The sequence below is a fragment of the Paraburkholderia sp. HC6.4b genome (assembly GCF_014200875.1).
In the GTDB taxonomy this organism is placed as follows: Bacteria; Pseudomonadota; Gammaproteobacteria; order Burkholderiales; family Burkholderiaceae; genus Paraburkholderia; species Paraburkholderia tuberum.
In genome coordinates this window covers 44780-63013 of sequence record NZ_JACHDC010000032.1, presented here as the reverse complement: position 1 = coordinate 63013, position 18234 = coordinate 44780, and the positions used below count along the sequence as shown (strand labels likewise).

Genomic DNA, 18234 nt, shown 5'->3' with positions numbered 1-18234 from the left:
TTTAATTGCCATGCGTCCTCGTTCTTACGTCTCGTTGTTGTGTTATGCGCTGTGTTGCAGACTATAGTGCGCCCGCCACCTTCCCGCCATTGGGGCTGCCCAGTCCCGTGCAGGCATCCCACCCCTTCGACGCCGCGAAGCTGCCGTTGTTGCCCTGCGTGATGTCGTTGCAGACGCCCGGCGCCTTGTACAGCTTAGCGTTGACGAAGCCGGCCGGCTGTCCCTTCGCCGCGTTGATGCGCGCGATCAGCGCCGCCCACAGCGGCGCGACCGCGCTGGTGCCCCCCACCACCGTTTGCATTCCGTCGACCAGCACGTCGTAGCCGGTCAACGGCGAGGCATCGCCCGCGACATCCGGCACGCCGCGCCCGCCGAGCGGCTGGCTGCCGCCGCCCGTCGCCGTGGCCGACAAACCCTGCTGCCACGCCGGCACCGGAAACGCGCTGCTCACGCCGCCGCCGCTGGCCCCGCCCTGCTCGCCGTCGTTCCACACGACCTCGCGCGCGATCGCCGAACCGGACGAGCTCAGGTGCGTGCCGCCGCAGGCGAGCACATACGGGCTCGACGCCGGGAAGTCGACCGCGTCGCCGCCGCCCGAGCCGTCGCTCGACCCGCTGTCGCCCGAGGCCGCGCAGATGGTCACGCCGAGCGCCGCCGCCGATTGCAGTACGCTGTTGAGCGCCTGCATCGACTGGCTGGTCCACACTGATTCCGGCGCCCCCCAACTGATCGAGATCACCGACGGCTTGTTAGTTGTGTCGTGCACCGCGCGGCTCACCGCGTCGATGAAGCCGGCGTCGCTGTTCTGCGTGAAGTACACGGCGATGGCCGCGCCCGGCACGATGGCGCCGACGATCTCGATGTCGAGCGTGACCTCGCCGTCCGGCCCGTTCGGATCGCCGCTCGGCTCGTTGCCAGCCTGATCGACGCCGACCGGGGTCACGGTCGGCTCGCTTACACCGAGGCTCGAGAAATAGGTCTTGAGGTCCGACGTGTTGTAGCCGCCGCCGAGCTCGATGATGCCGACGCACTGACCGCCGCCGTCGCCTTGCGGAAACTGGTAGAGCGAGGCGAGCTGCGGCGGCGAGTACGACGTCTGCCCGGCGCGCGCCGGCACGAACGGCGGCCGGATGCGAAAGTGCGGACGCGCCTGCGGCCGGTTGTCGAGTCCGAGCACCGCCTCCACGACGCCATGCAGATCGTCCGGCACGCTGATCGTGCCGGTGCGGCCACGGAACTGGCCGGCCGCGTGATGCCGGTAGAGCTCGAGCTTGACCTCGAACGCGCTCTGGAATTGCGCGATCGTGCCGCTCAGCAGCACCGAGCGCGCCGCCGGATCCTCGCGCGCGACGGTGAGCCCATGCGCGGCCGCGAACGCGCGGACCTTCGCGATGTCATCGGGCGCGGCGCCGTAGTCCTGGGCGAGCGCCTCGCGCGACAGCGGCTTCACGCTCGCGTCGCCGGCTTCGATGCGTTTCATCAAGGCGTCGAACTGCGCCTGCTGCTGGCGGCGCAGCATCACGAAGACCTCGATCCGCTCGGCGGGATCGCATTGCCCGATGACCGTCGTGCCCTGCGCGACCTTTCGCTCGCTGCCCGGCAATGGATGCTTGGTGACCATGGTATCGACTCTCCTGTTAGCGTGGCTTGGCACGCGGTCATGCACGACCGCGCGGCGCGGCGGCGGCCAGGCACGCCACGCGCCTGCATGAAGCGCATCGTGGCGATACGCGGCAGGGGTTGTTCAAGAACTTCGTCCAAGCGTCCGACCAAAGCATTCGAACACAGTTCCGGCCAGCGCGACAGTCGTCCGCATGGCCAGGGTCTAATGCGCGGCGTGGATGCGACACGCTATGATGCTCAAGCGGCATTCCCGCCGTTTCATTGCCGCGCGCGCCGCCTGCGCGCACGATCGAGAAATCAGAGGAACCCATGTCAATTTCGATGTATCAAGCATCACTGCCTGTGCTGATTCGCGGCCTCACGAACCTGCAGGCCATCCTGGGCAAGGCCGAAGCGCACGCGGCCGCGAAGCAGATCGAACCGTCGGTGTTCACGAATGCCCGGCTCGCGCCGGACATGCTGCCGTTCGTGCGCCAGGTGTATATCGCGAGCGATACCGCGAAGGGTTGCGCGGCGCGCCTCGCCGGCGTCGAGCCGCCGAAGTTCGACGACGTCGAGCAGACTTTCGATGAACTGCAGGCCCGTATACAGAAAACGATCGATTACCTGAAGGAATTCAATGCGGCACAGATCGACGGTTCGGAAAGCCGCACCATCACGCTGAAAATGCGGACGGGTTCGATCGAGTTCACCGGAGCGTCATATCTGTTCGGTTTCGTGCTGCCGAACTTCTATTTCCACGTGACGACCGCGTATGACATCCTGCGTCATAACGGTGTCGAGCTCGGTAAGCTCGACTATCTGGGCGGGATGCAGCAGTAAACGGAGCAGGCGGGTCGTCGATCGCGCGGCCGCCCTCACGTGTGCAGGCGCGGCTGGAATGCGATCACCGCCATGCCGGCCAGCGTCAGCGCGACGCCTGCCGCGTCCCACAGCGTGGGCCGCACCTGCTCCACGACCCACAGCCACGCAATCGCGACCGCCACGTACACGCCGCCGTAGGCCGCATACACGCGGCCCGCTGCGGTGCCATGCAGCGTCAGCAGCCACGCGAATAGCGCGAGGCTTGCCGCGCCTGGCAGCAACAGCCACGCGGAGCCGCCCTGTTTTAGCCAGCGCCACGGCAGGTAACAGCCGAGAATCTCGGCGACAGCGGTCACGACATACAGCAGGAAGGTTTGCATCGATGAGCGTGAGAAGGTGGTTGTGTCGCCGCGCGTGCGCGCGGCCGGCCGCGCTATCGGCTTTATTAACACAATCACTTGGCACCGCGGCCTTTGCATCGGCTGTATGCGCACGCGCGACGAATGCAAAAGCCAGCTCCAAGTTTCAATCCAGCGAAAGCCGCAGCGCGAAGCCGATCAACGCAGCCGAGAAGGTCCACCGTTGTACGGTCTGCGCCAAAGGATGGACGCGCATCCAGTTGGCGATGCGCGCAGCGCCGATCGCATACAACGCGTCGAAGCATGCGCCGATCACGAGCAGCACGACGCCAAGCTCGATCATCTGCCACGCTACCGGCCCCGCTTCCGGCCGCACGAATTGCGGCAACAGCACCGAGCAGAACAGTAGCGCCTTCGGGTTGAGCAGGTTCGTCAGCAGACCTTTGACGAACGCGGTCCGCAACGGCCGCACCGCATTGCCCGCATCGCTCGAAGCAGTGGATTCCACTCGCGGCGCGCCGGCCGCTTGCTTGTCGCGCGACCCGGCCGGCAATGCGAACCCGGGCGAGCGGAAGATTTGAATCCCCACCCACGCGAGATAGACCGCGCCGGCATAGCGCACCGCGTCGTACAGCCACGGCGCGTTGCGCAGCAGCGCCGCCATGCCGCACGCCGACAGCGTCACGTGCGTCGCGCGCGATACGCCGAGCCCCGCCGCGGCCGCGAAGCCGCTGCGCACGCCGCGCGCGATGCTGGTTTGCAGGATCAGCGCCATGTCCGGCCCGGGCACCGCATAAACGACAATCAATGCCGCCACGTAGACGGCCAGCAGGTGAGCGGAAATCATCGGAGCCTCCTTGTTGTTCGAGGCTCCATGTTGCTATCGGATGCGGAGCGTTTGCTGGCGACTTTCAGTCCTCCGCATTCAAAAAATAGCGGAATGCGCTAATATTTCGACATCTGGCGACGCCTTCCACCACCCTGCAGCCCCCTTCCGACCATGTCCACGGACGATCTCGACAAAACCGACCGCGCGATTCTCGCCGCGCTGCAAAACGACGGCCGCATGTCGAATGCGCGTCTCGCCGAGATGGTCGGCCTCAGCGAGACGCCTTGCGCGCGGCGTCTGAAACGTCTGGAGAACGATGGTTACATCGACCGCTACCGCGCGGTGCTGTCGCGCGCCGGGCTCGGTCTGGGCGTGATCGCGTTCGTGCTCGTGCGCTTCGCGGTGCACGACCGCGTGGTGGCCACGCGCTTCGAGCGCGAGGTGCAGGCGATCCCGCGGATCCTGTCGTGCCACAACGTGTCGGGCAGCGCCGACTACATCCTGCAGATCGTCGCGCGCGACCTCGACGACTACGGCACGTTCATGCGCGACGAACTGCGCGGCCTGCCGGGCGTGACGTCGGTGGAATCGGCCTTATCGTTGCGCGAAGTGAAAGCGTTTGGCGGTCTGCCGCTGTCCTGAGCGCGAACGTGGCATAGTCCCCCCTTTAGTCCCCTTTTGAAGCGGCACGAGCCGTTCCGACGCAACCCGACGACCCCGGAGTTCTCATGGATCACGACAAGGCGCGAGCCGAAGAAACCGCCGCAATGGAACGCGTGTTGACCGCCACCAAGCGGGTGCAGACCGCGTTCGCGTCGCTGCAATCGCAATTCCCGCCGGCAGGCAGCGGCAAGCCCTCGCAATTTGCGTTGCAGACTTTCGACGCCGCGCTGCAGGAACTCGAAGACGCACAAGCCGCGTTCGACGAACTGCTCGGCGATCTGCTCGACGGCAATCGTTGAGCGCTAGCGAGCGTCTGGCCGGCGCCCCGCTCGCCAGCCGGCTCGCACGCTTCGCGCCGCCGCAGACGCGTTAACGCGCGTCCGTCTCCACCACCGGCTCGCAGAGAATCGGAAAATTGACGGAGTTCGCGACGTAGCACTTCTGATGCGCGACGTGATGCAGATGCGTGGCCAGTTCGACATCGCCGCTCGCGCGGATCGTCACGCGCGGGCGCAGCACGATCTGCGAAAAGCGGCCTTCCTGCGCGGTATCGAGCATCGTGCCTTCGGCGTCGTCGCGATAGTCGAGCACGACGATGCCCGCCTCCGAGCACAGATGCAGATACCACAGCTTGTGACACGCGCTCGCCGACGCGACCAGCAGGTCCTCGGGATTCCAGCGCGTCGCGTCGCCGAGAAACGCCGGATCCGACGAGCCCGGAATGTCGGGCTTGCCGCCGGAAGAAATCACGTGATCGCGGTCGTAGTCGCGGTAGCCGGAGGTACCGCTGCCGCGGTTGCCGGTCCATTTCACCGATACGTGGTACTTGTGCTCGCCGTGCGCCATTCGCTTCCCCTTTGGTCGGATCGGACCTGCATTCTATCCGCGCCACACTAGCGCGGCGGCGCCGCGCGGCCGGTCACGTTCGGCGCGCGTGGGTCGGGATTCATATAGAGCGCCGTGCCGTTCGCGCGCATGTTGTTGAGCGCGGCGCCCGAGCCGGTCGCGCCACCCGAGCCGAGCCCATACGAGCCGCCCGCCGACATGCCGGGCCCCGGCATGGCACTCGGACTGACGCCGGTACCGATGCCCATCGCGCCGCCGACAGCCGCATTGCCGCTGCCCCCGCTGGTGCCCGCGTTCGTGCCCGCACGAGTGCCGTTTTGGCTACCGCCAGGATTGCCCGGTTGCTGGGCCTCTACCGTTGCAGCGGCCCCCACCGTCAACAGCGCCGCAAGCAACACCGACCACACGATCCCACCTGTTGCTGTCTTCATAGCCACCCCCAATCGCATCGATCCGCCGAGCACGATATCTATTCTGAGCCGATCGCGCGACCGATGCAGCAGCGCCGCTCCCGCCCGCGCCCACGGCGTGTCCGTGCGCGTTATGATCGATCGTTACGCCCGAACGGCCGATTGCGCACGATGGAGCACGCCTACATCCACCTTTTGCATCTGCTCGCCGGCCACTCGACGTGGATGCTCGCGGTCGTTTTCCTCGCCGCTTTTTTCGAAGCGATCGCGGTCATCGGCACCTTCGTCCCCGGCAGCACCGCGATGTTCCTCGCCGGCGCGCTGACGGGCACCGGCTCGCTGAGCCTTGCCTGGGTCTTCGTGTGGGCGATCGTCGGCGCGGTCGCCGGCGACGGCGCCAGCTTCTGGCTCGGCGATCGCTACAGGGAGCGCATCGTCACGCTGTGGCCATTCCGCGCACACCCCGGCGTACTCGACGCGGGCCAGCGCTTCTTTCTGAAGCATGGCGCGAAGAGCGTCGTGCTCGCCCGCTTCATCGGCCCGCTGCGGGCGATCGTGCCGGTCGTCGCGGGCATGATGGGCATGCGGCCGCTGCGCTTCCTCTCGATCAACGTGCTCTCCGCGCTGCTGTGGGCGCCCGCGCACATCCTGCCCGGCGTCGTGTTCGGCGCGTCGGTGCTGCTCGCGGGGGCGGTGTCGTTCCGGCTCGTCGTGATCATCGCGATGCTGGCGTGCATCGTGTGGCTCAGCTTTCGCGGCGCTGGGTTTCTGGTGTCGCACGCGAATGCCTGGTCGAGCGCGGCAGGCCGTCATCTCGGCAGTTGGGCATGCCGCCATCCGGGTCCGCTCGGCCGCATCGCGCGCCGCATGCTCGACCCCGACACGCCCGATGCGACCCACCTGCTCGCGACGTCGCTGATCGTGCTGGTGGCCGGCGCGCTTTTCTTCGGGATCCTTGACGACGTCGTCAGCGGCGATCCGCTGACGACCATCGACCTGTCCGTTTATCACTTTCTGCAATCGATACGCACGCCGTGGGGCGACACGTTGCTCGCGGCGCTCGCGACGCTCGGCAGCGGCATCACACTGTTCGCGCTGGTCGTCACGGTTGCCCTGTGGATGGTGTGGGAGCGGCGCTGGCGCACGATCGTCTACTGGCTCGCGGCGGTCGTGTTTTCGCAGCTGCTGATTCTCGGCCTGCAACTCGCGATGCGCCGCGCCCCGCCCAACGAACTCATGAGTGGTCACTTCGTGTTTCCGAGCAATCACGTCGCCGCGACGGTGATCATCTACGGCTTTCTCGCGTTTCTGCTCGCGCGCCGGATCGGTAAGCTCGGAGGCGTGCTGGTTGCCGGCGCCAGCATCATCGTCGTGATCGTGGTCGCGCTCGCGGGCGTCTACTTCGGCCGCTACTGGGTGTCCGACGCGATCGGCGGCGCGGCGCTCGCGTATGTGTGGGTCGCGCTGATTGCGCTGACGGCGATCTGGCGGCATCCGCGGCCGCCGCCGCCGCGCCGTTTCATGCCGCTCGTGGTGCTCGCGGTCGTAGCGCTCAGTGTCGGCCTGCAGCTCGGCCTCGCAATGCCGACGCCGCCGGACGGCGCGCCGCAACCACCCCCCGTGCAGTTCACGCAGACGCAGTGGAAGCTCTCCGGGTGGAAGCGGCTGCCGTGCTTTCGCTCCGACATGGGCGGCGATCGCAAGGAGCCGCTGACGCTGCAATGGGTCTCCGAGCCCGCTTCGATACGCGAGCAGTTGCGCGCGCAGGGCTGGGTCGAGGGCACCGACGTGTCCGCGCACAGCCTGCTGTCGCTCGCTTCGCCCGACGTCGCGGCGGTGTCGCTGCCGGTGCTGCCGAAGCTGAACAATGGCGTGCCGTCGTCGCTGGTCTTCATGCGACCGGGCAATTCGCGCGAGGAACGCTACGTGCTTCGCTTCTGGCCGAGCGGCTACGCGGTCGACAACGGCACCTCCGCGGCGCCGCTTTGGGTCGGCGCGTTCGCGCACGAGCGGCTGACGCGGCCGTCCTGGCCGCTGAACATTCTGCGCATCGATCACGACGCGAGCCCGTTCGACGCGCCCACCAGGTCGGGCGCCGAGCTCGGCGCGACGGTTCTCGCGGAGGTCGATTGTCACGGCGTGCCGGTGTCGCTGCTGGTCTCGCCGAGGCAATGAGCTGCACATCCAGGCACATCCAGGCAACTTCAGGCATCTCAGGCATCCCCAGAGACAACCGTGGGCCGCTTCGGAAGTCCACATCGACGTACCCGGCGCCGTCTATCAGCAATTGGCGCCACGGGCGAAACGCCTGCTGCGCCATATGCCGCGCGTGAGCGAACTCGACAATGCAAGCGCGCCGGAGCAATACCGGAAATTCGCCTATTGAAGAAAGCATTCAGTCGCCGCATTGGCCGCGCAACGAATTGTCACGAAAGCGAATCGCCAATTGACGCGCAATTGCCATAACGGAAATGACTGAGGCGAACGTGGGGATACACCGGGTCGCGAATGACAATCGATTTGACATTTAAGCCTTCGTTGCGCAAATGCAACGACACACCGGCATTATCCCCACTTCCCCCCGCTATTTGCACCGATAGCGCTCCTAATGCATTTTTCCACTCACGCAATCCGTAATCGCACTGGCAGAATGAGCAGAACGCCAGATAGCGGGAACCGGCATGCGTCGCCATTTCCGCAATGAAACACGGCGGCCGCGATTTTCTACCCAATTGCACGCATTAACGCTATCGTCTCTTTGCGACCTGAACTCTCGTAGACCACCAGGAGCTTCGTGTGCGGAATCGATCGATGTCTCGCGTGAAGAAAGGCCGCCAGTCCGCCGTTCGCAGCCACCGCTCGCGTGTTTCCCGATTATCTTCAAGTGCGCTTTCCGGCTCGGTTTCCAGCTCGCTTTCCAGGCTTCTCCCCCGGTTATCGCTTTGCATGACTGCGCTGGTGCTCGGCAGCTACTCCGCGTATAGCGTCGCCGGCGTTTCCGTATTGCGTCCGCCGCGCGAAGCGCTATCGAGCAGTCCACTCGAAGTGACGATCGTCTATGCCGGCGATCAACCCGGTGGCACCGAAGTCGACGTGCCGGCGCAATTGAATATCGCGATCAGCAATACCGACGTGGTACCGCATCGGCTCGCGCTCACGCGCGAAAGCGGCGCACCCGAGCATCTGAAGCTCGCCGCCGGCGAACTGAAGGCAGTGCGCTATACCGGCACGTGGCCCGAATGGGCGCGCGGCGCGATGCAGATCGACGTGCCGGATCTCGACGTGTCGCCATCGTACGTGCTGCTGACGCGTCCGCCGCGCTCCGGCAAGGACGCGGCGCTCGCGTCGGCCGGGAGCGCCAATGGAGCAACGGCGGCGGGCACCGCGAGCGGCGCACCGTCGTCGACGAGCCTGATCGCGTCGTCGCCCGCGCCATCACGACCGGATGCGCCCGTGCCGCAAATCAACACTTTCCTGAGCCGCTTCTCCGCCTTCGAACCGATGTATTTCGCCGATGGCGGCGGTAGCGAGTCCCTCGCGAAATTCCAGCTCAGCTTCAAGTTCCGCCTCGTCGTTCCGGACGACCCGCGCTCGCGTGGTTTCGCGGACAACCTGTACTTCGCCTATACGCAAACCTCGCTGTGGGATCTCAAGAAGTACTCGGCGCCGTTCCGCGACACCAGCTATATGCCGGCACTCTTTTATTACCTCGAAGACACCGGCTGGAAGAGCACGTGGTGGAGCCGAATGGGCGTGATGGCCGGCTACGAACACGAATCGAATGGACGCGACGGTCCGGAATCGCGCGGCGTCGACTATGTGTTCCTCAAGCCGATCTGGGATTTCGGCGACATCCACAGCTACCATCTGACCATCCAGCCGAAGATTTATTACTATACGCACATCGCCGGCGAGAACCACGACATCGCCGACTACCGCGGCTACGTGGACCTGCGGTTCATCTACGGCAGCCCCGACGGCGCGCAATTGGACACGACGCTGCGCAAAGGAACGCAAGGCGGCAAAGGCAGCGTCGATACGCAGTTCACCTATCCATTGGCGAAGCTGATCAATAGCCGCTGGGGCGGTTATCTGTGGCTCGGCTTCTTCAGCGGTTATGGCGAGGACATTCTCGACTACAACCAGCATCGCTGGATCGCGCGAATCGGCTATAGCATCACACGCTAATCCGGAATTCGCCCGGCATGCAAGCAAAGGGCCGCCGAGCGGCCCTTTTCCATTCGATGACGGCCCCCGACGCGCCGTAATACATCGAAACTTCCGCCGTAATCCTTTCAAAAGTTTGCCCAAAGCCGACCTCCACCCGGCGGGCAACCCGTCATGGACCGCTCGTGAATGCTGTGTGCACGAACAGACGGGCATATCAGTGTGGATTTCTCTAGAGTTGAAGGGTCGCCGGTCCAACCGGCTGGCCACGCCGCGCGCTGACTTTTCCAGCGTCTAATCAAAACCACGGAAAAACCAATGAAAACCGCTCTCCTTAAAGACGTGTCGCCTGTTTCAAACGAGCCAACCGGACTTCTTTTGCATCGGAATAGTGCACCGCTTGCGCTCAAGCACGAAATTCACCCGGAACAGATCCGGGATAGCCTGCCGGCCCGTCAGGGGGGAGTCGGCTTTCTGTTCCACGCGACCGATTGGGAAACCCTTTCATTTTCTTTTCACAACGTTCGCGAACGAAGCGAATCGTTCGAAGAGGAGTTGTGGAAAACCAGGCCTTTCATCGCATCGCCGATCTATTCGGGCGCGCAGGTGATCGGCGCGAATATCGCCTGCCCGGTGCCGCTCGAAATGTGGCTCGGCAGCCCGCGCGGCATCAAGCGCTTTCGCGAGACGCAATTCTTTCCGGCGCTCGAGCTCGCCCGAAAGGCGGGCTTGAACATGGTCGCGATGGGCGCGTCGACGCCCTACGCGTGCAACTACGGCGCGCTGCCCCGGCCGGTCAAGCCGCCTCACATCACGACGGGCCACGCGGCGACCGCGGCGATGCTGAAGGACTGGGCGATCCATTGCTGCGAACAGCTCGACCTCGAGCTCGGCAACACGAAGCTCGCGCTGTTCGGCGCGGCCGGCCGGCTCGGCACGACGGTCGCGAAGTATCTGCTCTACAAGGATGCGCCGAAGGAGCTGGTGCTGATCGATCTGCCCGACAAGATCAACCTGCTGATCGATCAGGCGAACGAGCTGCTCGCGTCGGACCTGCTCGGCAAATCGAAAGTCTCGGTGCATACGTTCAGCCCGGACACGCCGCTGCCGGACTTCGACGGCGCGATTCTCGCGAGCAGCACGAGCGTGCCTTACCTGAGCGCGGCCGATCTCAAACGCGCGCAATTCTGGATCGACGACTCGCATCCGCGCGCGGCAAGCGTCGCAGCGGAACTCGCTTCTCGCGGTCATACGCTCTATATTGAATGCTTCGCGCGCGGGCCCGCCGGACTCGACACCGCGTTCCCGTTCAGGCTGCCATCCACCCGCGACTGCTATACCTGCTTCGCCGAAGGCTATTCGGCATGGCAGGAAGGTATCGCCTCCGATTTCATCATTGGCAGCCCGCCCGTGTGGTCGGTCTCTTATACTCATGGTCTGCTGAAGAAGTATGGCTTTTCGGTCGGACCGTTTCACGGCAAGAACGGCGATTCGCTCGCCGAAGTCGTCGAATCACAGCAATTCAATACGCATGAAATGATGGGTTCCTAATGAACTCGGAGGCCTGATGGCGATACCGCGCGAAAGCATGCGGGATATGCTGGAACGAAGCAGGTTCGCAATTCGATGGGGAGGCGCACTCGGCCTCCTGTGTCACCCCATCTATTACGTCGTCTGGACCTACATCCTTCCGCAGCCTTACGACAACCTGCTGCTGCGGCTCAGCGCGGCGGCCGTCTGCGTTCCCCTGCTGTTCCAGGCGCGCTGGCCGAGGCGCTACAACCCCGCGCTGCTGATCTACTGGCATTGCTGTCTGATTTACGTGCTGCCGTTCGTCTGCACGTTTCTGACCGTCAGAAACGGTTTCTCCACGATGTGGATGATGACCGAGGTCATGATGATCTTCATTCTGGCGCTGTGTATCGACAACCCCCTGCTGCTGATAACCTGCATCGGTATTGGCGTGTTTTCCGGCGGGCTCGCCGGCGTGTGGAGCGCGCCGACGCCGGTCGTTCTCAGCGCGCAGGACAAGTCCAACCTCGCGTTGCTGCCGGTGGTCGTGCTGTGCAGCATGGCGTTCAGTCATGCGATCAGCAAGGGACGCATCTTCGTCGAAAAGAACCGCGCGTTGCAGGCGCTCGCGGGGTCCATCGCGCACGAGATGCGCAATCCGCTGAGCCAGTTGCGGCACGTGCTCGACCGCGTCGAGGAAGCGCTGCCCGCGGCGACCGAAGCGGGCGCGGCGCCGACGCTGACCGACGGCACGGCCTCGCTGATGTACAACCACCTCGCGCAGGGGCAATTGTCGATCGAGCGCGGCCTGCGCATCATCGCGATGACGCTCGACGAAGTCGCCGCGAAATCGATCCGCCCGGATAGTCTCAGCTACCTCCATGCTGGCGCGACCACGCGCAAGGCGCTCGCCGAATACGGCTTCGACAACGACAAGGAACGCGCGAAGGTGAGCGTCGTCGTCAGGCGCGACTTCGTGTTCAAGGTCGACGAGACGGTCTATCTGTTCACGTTGTTCAACCTGATCAAGAACGCGCTGCATCACATCGTCGCGTATCCGCAGGCGACACTCACATTGACCGTCGACCGCGACTCGGTGATCGTGCGCGACACCGGCCCCGGCATCGCGCCGGAGATCCTGCAGCATCTGTTCGAGCCGTTTCGCACGGCCGGCAACTCGGGCGGCACCGGGCTCGGGCTCGCGTACTGCCAGCGCGCGATGCGCGCGTTCGGCGGCAGCATCGACTGCGAATCGGGACTCGGCAAGTTCACCGCGTTCACGCTGCGCTTTCCACCGGTAGCGGCCGACGAGGTCGAGGAGCACGAGCGGCGCCTGTTCGAACGGGCGATGCCGGCGTTCAAGGGCAAGCGCGTGCTCGTCGTCGACGACGACGACACGCTGCGCGCCCGCACCCGCCGCGTGCTGACGCAGGCCGGCGCCTATGTCAGCGAGGCGTCGGGCGGCGAGCTTGCGCTCGCCACGTTGCGGCGCGCGCCGCTCTACGACCTCGTGTTGATGGACATCAGCATGCCCGCGATGGACGGCTACACGACGACCGAGCGCCTCCGCGCCGACAGAGACTGCCCGAACCGCAACGTGCTGATCGCCGCCTATACCGCCGAACCGGGCATCGCGGTGCGACTGCGCGCGCGGCGCGCCGGCATGGACGAGATCATCAGCAAGACGTCGAGTGTGCAGGAGCTGCTCACCGCGTTGCAGACCCTCTTCGACAACGGTGCGCATCATCAGCCGGGCGAACTGCCCGATGTCTTCGCCGGCAGAACCTTTGTGATCGCCGACGACGACACCTACAGCCGGCTTGTCGCGAAGGCGTATCTGGAGCGCTGCGGCGCGAGCGTCGTCGAGGCCGACCACGGTCAGGCGGTGCTGACCAAGCTGCACGAAGACGGCTTCATCGACGCGATCCTGATGGACGTGAACATGCCGGGCATGAACGGCATCGAGACGACGAAGTCGATTCGCGCGCGCACCGATGCCTACGCGACGCTGCCTATCATTGCGCTGACCAGTCACACCGATGCCGAAGCGGTGCAGGCCTGCGTTGCCGCCGGGATCAACGAGGTGTTGATCAAGCCGGTGCAGGCCGGCTCGCTGTACGCATGTCTCGCGCGGCAGTTCGGCGCACGCGGCGCGCTGGTTGCGGACGCTCCGCAACGAATCACGGAAACCGCGGGCGGAGCCGCGCAAACGGATTTTGCGGCGACGCCGGTGGCGTTGCCCCCCACTGCGAACGCGCCCGCGGCCGCCACCATCGCTGAAGAAAGCCTGCTCGACGAAGCGCACCTCAAGGAACTGGTCTCGCTCGATCTGCTTGACGAATCGTTCCTGAACGGCATCGAGCAGATTCGCTCGCTCGTCGTGCGCCTCGCAGGCAACAGCGCGGCCGTCGATATCAAGGCGACGCACGCGAGCTTGCATGCGTTGCTTGGCGTCAGCGGCAACATCGGCGCGAAGGCACTGCATCGCTACGCACGGCAGATCTATCCGCGCGTGATCGCCGGTGAGTGGCCAGTGGAAACCGACTGGCACGCCCAGATCCGCGCGTTGGGCGCGCGCTCGACCGACGCCTTGCAGCGGTATTACGCGTCGGCGAAAGGCCGGCGCGATCATCGCGACGCACTGAGCGATTGAGAGGGCGCCCTCGGTCGCCCTCTTTGCAGCGTGAAGTCAGAACTTGTGCAGCACGCCGACCGCAACAGCGAGCTGGTTCGCGCCGGTCTTCACGGTGGTCGTCGCGACCGAAGTCGCCCACCCCGTCGCACTCAGCGCCGCCTTCGAGCTGTTGATCACATACGTGATGTCGGTGTAAAGCGCCGTGCGCTTCGACAGCCAGTAGTCCGCGTTGACACCGGTGCTCAATGCGTGCGCGTCGACCTGGCGATACGCGTGGTAGTAAGTCGCGGCTGCGAGGTCCAGCGCCGGCGCCACCCTGTAGCGCACGCCCGCGAACGCCATCGACTGCGGCGGCGATGCGGCGAGCGTCGACCGGACGTCGTTCAGCAGCAATTCGTAGCCGCCGTACAGCGTCGCCTTGCCGATCTGATACGAACCGCCGGCCACGTAGCGGCGCTCGCTGTCGCCCGATGACGCGATGGCCGAGCCTTGCCGCTGCTCGTACGCGAACGTCAGATTCAGCGGCCCCTGCACATAGCGTCCGCCGATGTCGTACTGCTTGCCGACGCGGAACGAGCCCGCCACCGGCACGTTGTAGGTGACTGCGTCATAGCCGAGGCTGTAGAGCGCATTCAGCTCGAATGGTCCCACATGGCCGAGATACGACACCGCGTTATCCGCGCGACCGACGAACTGCGCGTCCTGCGCGGAAAGGCCGTAACTCGAATAACCGAGCGGGTCGAGCGCGAGGAAGTAGCGATACATCGGCGTCATCTGCCGGCCGAGCATCATCGCGCCGTAGCGGTCCGATTCGAGTCCGACGAACGCCTGCCGGCCGAACAGCCGCCCTCCTTGCTGCAGGGCACCGGTGTTCATCGACATGCCCGATTCGAGCGTGAAAATCGCCCGCAGTCCGCCGCCGAGATCTTCCTTGCCCGTGAAACCCCAACGCGAATTCAGCCGGTTGCCGGTGCCGAGAGCGACCTGCGTGCCCGACGATCCCTGCGACGTGACAGCGTGAGTCACGTAGGTCACCCCCGAGTCGACGATGCCATAGAGCGTGACCGACGACTGCGCATGCGCCGCGCCGCTGATGCCGATACCAATACCACATGCAAAAAGGACCTTCGACGGCCTGGCGAGAGGCTTGTGCTTCACCATGTATCTCCTGCTGGAAAGTGAGTTGTTTTGTGATGCGGATTAGTTATCGTTCGACCCCTGTCGTCGCGGTAGCCGGCGCGGGGCCGCGTCGGCTACCGGAGAATCGGTCATTCGCGTGCGATGTGCGGGTCGACGAAGAACATCGCGATGACCGCGATAGCGGGTCCGATCGCGAGTGTGAGGAGCGCGAGCATGAACGAATGGCTCGCGCCATACAGCGAGCCGACCACCATCGGCGACACCGCGCTGCCGGACTGCCAGATAGCATTGGTCCAGCCGGCGCTCGCGCCCGCGAGACGCTTGCCCGATGCGTCGCTGACCTGAGCCATCAGCACCGGCAGATAGCCGAACGAGAACGCACCGAGAATCGGCGCGACCAGATAGAACTGATGCACCGTCGAGCAGTAGCCGAACACCAGCAGCGCGATCGCGAAGGCGATCAGGCAGCCGATCGACATCATCCGCCGCGACACACCAGGCAGGTCGGAGATCCAGCCGAGCGTCGGCTTCGCGATCACCGCGCCAATGCCGAACGAGGCGACGATCGATCCGGCGACGATCGGCGCAATGCCGTATTGGCGCGTCATCAGTGCGTTGCCCCATGCACCGAAGCCGACGGTCGCCCACAACCCGCCGCAGCCCGCGATCGACAGCGCGATCAGGTTACGGTTGCGCAACAGGCCAAGCATTTCCTGGAGGCTGTTGCGCGCGGGCTTCGCTTCGTTCGAAGGCCGGTTCTTCAGCAGCAGCAACGTGACGATGCCCCACGCGAACGTGACGATGCCGAGCATATGGAATGCGTTCGACCAGCCGTGCCGCGCGGAAAACGACGGCACGACCGCATTCGCGATCACGACGGCGAGCGACGTCGCGGTCGTGTAGAGGCCCATTGCGCGGCCACGGTCGCGCGTGAACCATGCGGGAATGATCTTCATGCCGGCCGAGTAGTCGGCGCCCGCCGCGAAACCCATCGCGGCCTGAATCACGATGCCGAATGCGAGCGAATGCGTATAGCCGAACGTGAACGTGAGCACGCCGAGCGGCAGCAGCGCAAGCGTGAGCATCGCGCGACCGCCGAGCAGATCGGTCAGCATGCCGCCAACCACGTTCGCGATCACATAGCCCGCGTAAAACGCGGTGACGAACGCACCGAGCATCGACACGCCGATGCCGAGCGACGCGCCGACCGGCGCGGCCACCGTACTCCACGCGACGCGGACCACATAGCTGAGCAGAAACGCGGCCCAGACGATGAACAGCGCGACCCAGCGATACGGGCTCGTGTCGGCGCTACTCGCCGCCCTCGCACCGTTCGCGGTCCAGACGCTCGCGGGCATACCCTCCGACGACGCCAGATTCTTCTCCATGACTCCTCCGATGCCGGGCGTGCCAGCGGCCGCCCGTTTTCTTTCTGATGGATGGCGCCGACCGCGCCTGGCGGCCGGGCCGGCGATTACGGTTACAGATCGAGCACGAGCACCCTCGACTTCGCGCGTGAACAGCACGGCAGGAACTGATCGTTGCGGGCCTGCTCTTCTGGCGACAGGAACAGGTCGCGGTGGTCAGGTTCGCCTTCGAGCACCCGCGTGACGCAGGTGCCGCAAATACCCTGCTCGCACGACACCGGCACGTCGACGCCCGCCGCCGCGAGCGCCTGGGTGACCGTGCAATCGGCCGCAATCGACACGACGCGGTCCGAGCGCGCGAGCCGCACGTCGAACGACGCGCCATCACCCGACGGCTGCGCCGCCGCGAAGTATTCGTAATGCAGACGATCGTCGCTCCAGCCGAGCGAGCGGGCCGTGTCGAGCACCGCGTTCATGAAGCCCAGCGGACCGCACACATATAGATGCCGGTCCGCGCCGGCGTCCGTCAGCAGTGCATTCAGATCGAGCACGCCGTGCGCGTCGTCGAAGTGGTATTGCACGTTGCCCGCCCACGACGACGCGGTGATTCGCCCGACGAACGCCGCACGGCTCTTCGAGCGCGCGCAGTAATGCATTTCGAACGCCGCGCCCATTGCCGCCAGTTGCTCCGCCATGCAGAGAATCGGCGTCACGCCAATGCCGCCCGCGAGCAATAGCGGCTTCGCGTCATGCCGGGCGAGCGGAAAGTGATTGCGTGGCACGCCGATGCGAATCGCGTCGCCTTCGTTCACCGCGTCGTGCATGCGCTGCGAACCGCCGCGCGAATCGGCGGCGCGCAACACCGCGATCTGATACCGGTGACGCTCGCGAGACGCGTTGCACAGCGAGTACTGCCGCACCGGCCCACCCGGCACGTAGACGTCGATGTGCGCGCCCGCCTCGAACGGCGGCAGGTCGCGGCCGTCGATGTCGACGAGCTCGAAGCCGGCAATCCCGTCGGCTTCGTCGCGTCGTGCGGCGACACGCACCATCAGCGTGGAATCGGTCATGTTCATGCCACCTCCTCCGCTCACATCGCCGACAGGCCGCCGTCGACCATCAGCGTCGTGCCGGTTATGTACGAAGCCTCGTCGCTCGCGAACCACAGGATCGGCCATGCGATCTCTTCGGGCGACGCCCAACGGCCGATCAACGACGTGTCCTGGCGTTGCGTCTTCAGCACTTCGACGCTTTTGCCCGATGCAATGGCCCGGTTCATGTGGAATTCGGTCAGCGTCGAACCCGGGCACACCGCGTTCACGCGCACGCCGTTCGCGGTCTCCTCGAACGCGAGTGTGCGGGTCATCGCGAGCATGCCGGCCTTGGTCGCGTCGTACAGGCCCATGCCCTTGCGGCCGGTCACCGCGTAGCACGACGACACGTTGACGATGCTCGCGCGGCCCGCGCGACGCAGGAACGGCAGCGCTGCCCTGCAATAGTTGGATGTGCCGACCAGATTGACCGACACCATCGCCTGCCACTCGGCCGGCGTCGCGTCGGCGAGTGCGCTGTAGTTGCGCATCGCCGCGTTGTTCACCAGCACGTCGAGCCGGCCGAACGAATCGGCGGCGAGTTGCGCCGCGCGCACCGCGTCGGCGTCGTGCGACACGTCGGCCGCGAACGTCTCGACACGCGCGGACGGATCAGCCGCCTTCAGTTCGTCGGCGACGCGCGTGAGCGCCTCCGGGTTCGCATCGACCAGCACCACCGCGGCGCCCTCCGCGCAGAACACGCGCGCGGTCGCGGCACCGATGCCGCCTCCGCCTCCGGTGATCAGCGCGACCTTGTCCTCGAGTCTTTTACGTTGCTGCATTGCATG

The 18234-nt window shown here is 65.4% G+C and carries 16 protein-coding genes; 7 read left to right on the top strand and 9 right to left on the bottom strand.

Annotated features, from left to right (window positions below; translation table 11 throughout):
• Positions 1 to 61: 61 nt before the first annotated feature.
• Entirely contained in the window at positions 62 to 1621 is a 1560-nt protein-coding gene (locus HDG34_RS36065) for a protease pro-enzyme activation domain-containing protein (RefSeq protein WP_184068089.1), read from the bottom strand.
• 311 nt (positions 1622 to 1932) lie between these two features.
• Here HDG34_RS36065 and HDG34_RS36060 point away from each other — a divergent pair, with 311 nt between their 5' ends.
• The gene (locus HDG34_RS36060; RefSeq protein ID WP_184068086.1) at positions 1933 to 2445 is read left to right on the top strand and encodes a DUF1993 family protein; all 513 of its coding nucleotides are present in this window, start codon (positions 1933 to 1935) and stop codon (positions 2443 to 2445) included.
• A gap of 35 nt (positions 2446 to 2480) precedes the next feature.
• On the opposite strand, the gene HDG34_RS36055 is transcribed toward HDG34_RS36060, so the two are convergent.
• Positions 2481 to 2807: a YnfA family protein gene (locus HDG34_RS36055; protein ID WP_184068083.1), complete on the bottom strand. Its 327-nt coding sequence runs from the start codon at positions 2805 to 2807 to the stop codon at positions 2481 to 2483.
• 145 nt (positions 2808 to 2952) lie between these two features.
• Positions 2953 to 3633 carry a LysE family translocator gene (locus HDG34_RS36050; protein ID WP_184068080.1) on the bottom strand — a complete coding sequence of 227 codons (681 nt, stop codon included), beginning with the start codon at positions 3631 to 3633 and terminating at the stop codon, positions 2953 to 2955.
• A gap of 153 nt (positions 3634 to 3786) precedes the next feature.
• Between HDG34_RS36050 and HDG34_RS36045 the strand changes: the two genes are divergently transcribed.
• Both HDG34_RS36045 and HDG34_RS36040 read left to right on the top strand, forming a co-directional pair.
• The gene (locus tag HDG34_RS36045) at positions 3787 to 4257 is read left to right on the top strand and encodes an Lrp/AsnC family transcriptional regulator (protein ID WP_018425024.1); all 471 of its coding nucleotides are present in this window, start codon (positions 3787 to 3789) and stop codon (positions 4255 to 4257) included.
• Positions 4258 to 4343: 86 nt separating this feature from the next.
• The gene (locus tag HDG34_RS36040; protein ID WP_013091435.1) at positions 4344 to 4577 is read left to right on the top strand and encodes a hypothetical protein; all 234 of its coding nucleotides are present in this window, start codon (positions 4344 to 4346) and stop codon (positions 4575 to 4577) included.
• Between the two features lie 70 nt (positions 4578 to 4647).
• On the opposite strand, the gene HDG34_RS36035 is transcribed toward HDG34_RS36040, so the two are convergent.
• Positions 4648 to 5124: an OsmC family protein gene (locus tag HDG34_RS36035; RefSeq protein ID WP_090806238.1), complete on the bottom strand. Its 477-nt coding sequence runs from the start codon at positions 5122 to 5124 to the stop codon at positions 4648 to 4650.
• Positions 5125 to 5171: 47 nt separating this feature from the next.
• Entirely contained in the window at positions 5172 to 5555 is a 384-nt protein-coding gene (locus HDG34_RS36030; RefSeq protein ID WP_184068076.1) for a hypothetical protein, read from the bottom strand.
• 150 nt (positions 5556 to 5705) lie between these two features.
• On the opposite strand from HDG34_RS36030, the gene HDG34_RS36025 reads away from it, so the two are divergent.
• The 4 genes from HDG34_RS36025 (at position 5706) to HDG34_RS36010 (ending at position 13866) form a co-directional block, all read left to right on the top strand.
• Entirely contained in the window at positions 5706 to 7709 is a 2004-nt protein-coding gene (locus HDG34_RS36025; protein WP_184068072.1) for a bifunctional DedA family/phosphatase PAP2 family protein, read from the top strand.
• 771 nt (positions 7710 to 8480) lie between these two features.
• Positions 8481 to 9722 (top strand): phospholipase A, encoded by a 1242-nt coding sequence (locus HDG34_RS36020; RefSeq protein ID WP_184068068.1) that lies wholly within the window; start codon positions 8481 to 8483, stop codon positions 9720 to 9722.
• A 297-nt stretch (positions 9723 to 10019) separates the two neighbouring features.
• Positions 10020 to 11252 (top strand): hypothetical protein, encoded by a 1233-nt coding sequence (locus HDG34_RS36015; RefSeq protein WP_184068065.1) that lies wholly within the window; start codon positions 10020 to 10022, stop codon positions 11250 to 11252.
• A gap of 16 nt (positions 11253 to 11268) precedes the next feature.
• Positions 11269 to 13866: a hybrid sensor histidine kinase/response regulator gene (locus HDG34_RS36010; RefSeq protein ID WP_184068062.1), complete on the top strand. Its 2598-nt coding sequence runs from the start codon at positions 11269 to 11271 to the stop codon at positions 13864 to 13866.
• A gap of 36 nt (positions 13867 to 13902) precedes the next feature.
• Here the strand turns inward: HDG34_RS36010 and HDG34_RS36005 are convergent, their stop codons facing one another.
• The 4 genes from HDG34_RS36005 to HDG34_RS35990 all read right to left on the bottom strand — a co-directional run bounded on the left by HDG34_RS36005 (position 13903) and on the right by HDG34_RS35990 (position 18228).
• Positions 13903 to 15009, bottom strand: coding sequence for a porin (locus HDG34_RS36005; RefSeq protein WP_184068060.1), 1107 nt, complete (start codon positions 15007 to 15009; stop codon positions 13903 to 13905).
• Between the two features lie 107 nt (positions 15010 to 15116).
• Positions 15117 to 16376, bottom strand: coding sequence for a nitrate/nitrite transporter (locus tag HDG34_RS36000; protein ID WP_184068057.1), 1260 nt, complete (start codon positions 16374 to 16376; stop codon positions 15117 to 15119).
• Positions 16377 to 16468: 92 nt separating this feature from the next.
• Positions 16469 to 17431 carry a PDR/VanB family oxidoreductase gene (locus HDG34_RS35995; protein ID WP_184068054.1) on the bottom strand — a complete coding sequence of 321 codons (963 nt, stop codon included), beginning with the start codon at positions 17429 to 17431 and terminating at the stop codon, positions 16469 to 16471.
• Between the two features lie 14 nt (positions 17432 to 17445).
• Complete coding sequence (locus tag HDG34_RS35990) at positions 17446 to 18228, bottom strand: SDR family NAD(P)-dependent oxidoreductase (protein WP_090806258.1); 783 nt, start codon at positions 18226 to 18228, stop codon at positions 17446 to 17448.
• Positions 18229 to 18234: the final 6 nt, after the last annotated feature.

What these genes read in the sequence shown, in the direction of transcription:
- HDG34_RS36065 (WP_184068089.1), bottom strand. Translation starts at nt 1,621, where the DNA reads ATGGTCACCAAGCATCCATTGCCGGGCAGCGAGCGAAAGGTCGCGCAG.
- HDG34_RS36060 (WP_184068086.1), top strand. Translation starts at nt 1,933, where the DNA reads ATGTCAATTTCGATGTATCAAGCATCACTGCCTGTGCTGATTCGCGGC.
- HDG34_RS36055 (WP_184068083.1), bottom strand. Translation starts at nt 2,807, where the DNA reads ATGCAAACCTTCCTGCTGTATGTCGTGACCGCTGTCGCCGAGATTCTC.
- HDG34_RS36050 (WP_184068080.1), bottom strand. Translation starts at nt 3,633, where the DNA reads ATGATTTCCGCTCACCTGCTGGCCGTCTACGTGGCGGCATTGATTGTC.
- HDG34_RS36045 (WP_018425024.1), top strand. Translation starts at nt 3,787, where the DNA reads ATGTCCACGGACGATCTCGACAAAACCGACCGCGCGATTCTCGCCGCG.
- HDG34_RS36040 (WP_013091435.1), top strand. Translation starts at nt 4,344, where the DNA reads ATGGATCACGACAAGGCGCGAGCCGAAGAAACCGCCGCAATGGAACGC.
- HDG34_RS36035 (WP_090806238.1), bottom strand. Translation starts at nt 5,124, where the DNA reads ATGGCGCACGGCGAGCACAAGTACCACGTATCGGTGAAATGGACCGGC.
- HDG34_RS36030 (WP_184068076.1), bottom strand. Translation starts at nt 5,555, where the DNA reads ATGAAGACAGCAACAGGTGGGATCGTGTGGTCGGTGTTGCTTGCGGCG.
- HDG34_RS36025 (WP_184068072.1), top strand. Translation starts at nt 5,706, where the DNA reads ATGGAGCACGCCTACATCCACCTTTTGCATCTGCTCGCCGGCCACTCG.
- HDG34_RS36020 (WP_184068068.1), top strand. Translation starts at nt 8,481, where the DNA reads ATGACTGCGCTGGTGCTCGGCAGCTACTCCGCGTATAGCGTCGCCGGC.
- HDG34_RS36015 (WP_184068065.1), top strand. Translation starts at nt 10,020, where the DNA reads ATGAAAACCGCTCTCCTTAAAGACGTGTCGCCTGTTTCAAACGAGCCA.
- HDG34_RS36010 (WP_184068062.1), top strand. Translation starts at nt 11,269, where the DNA reads ATGGCGATACCGCGCGAAAGCATGCGGGATATGCTGGAACGAAGCAGG.
- HDG34_RS36005 (WP_184068060.1), bottom strand. Translation starts at nt 15,009, where the DNA reads ATGGTGAAGCACAAGCCTCTCGCCAGGCCGTCGAAGGTCCTTTTTGCA.
- HDG34_RS36000 (WP_184068057.1), bottom strand. Translation starts at nt 16,376, where the DNA reads ATGGAGAAGAATCTGGCGTCGTCGGAGGGTATGCCCGCGAGCGTCTGG.
- HDG34_RS35995 (WP_184068054.1), bottom strand. Translation starts at nt 17,431, where the DNA reads ATGAACATGACCGATTCCACGCTGATGGTGCGTGTCGCCGCACGACGC.
- HDG34_RS35990 (WP_090806258.1), bottom strand. Translation starts at nt 18,228, where the DNA reads ATGCAGCAACGTAAAAGACTCGAGGACAAGGTCGCGCTGATCACCGGA.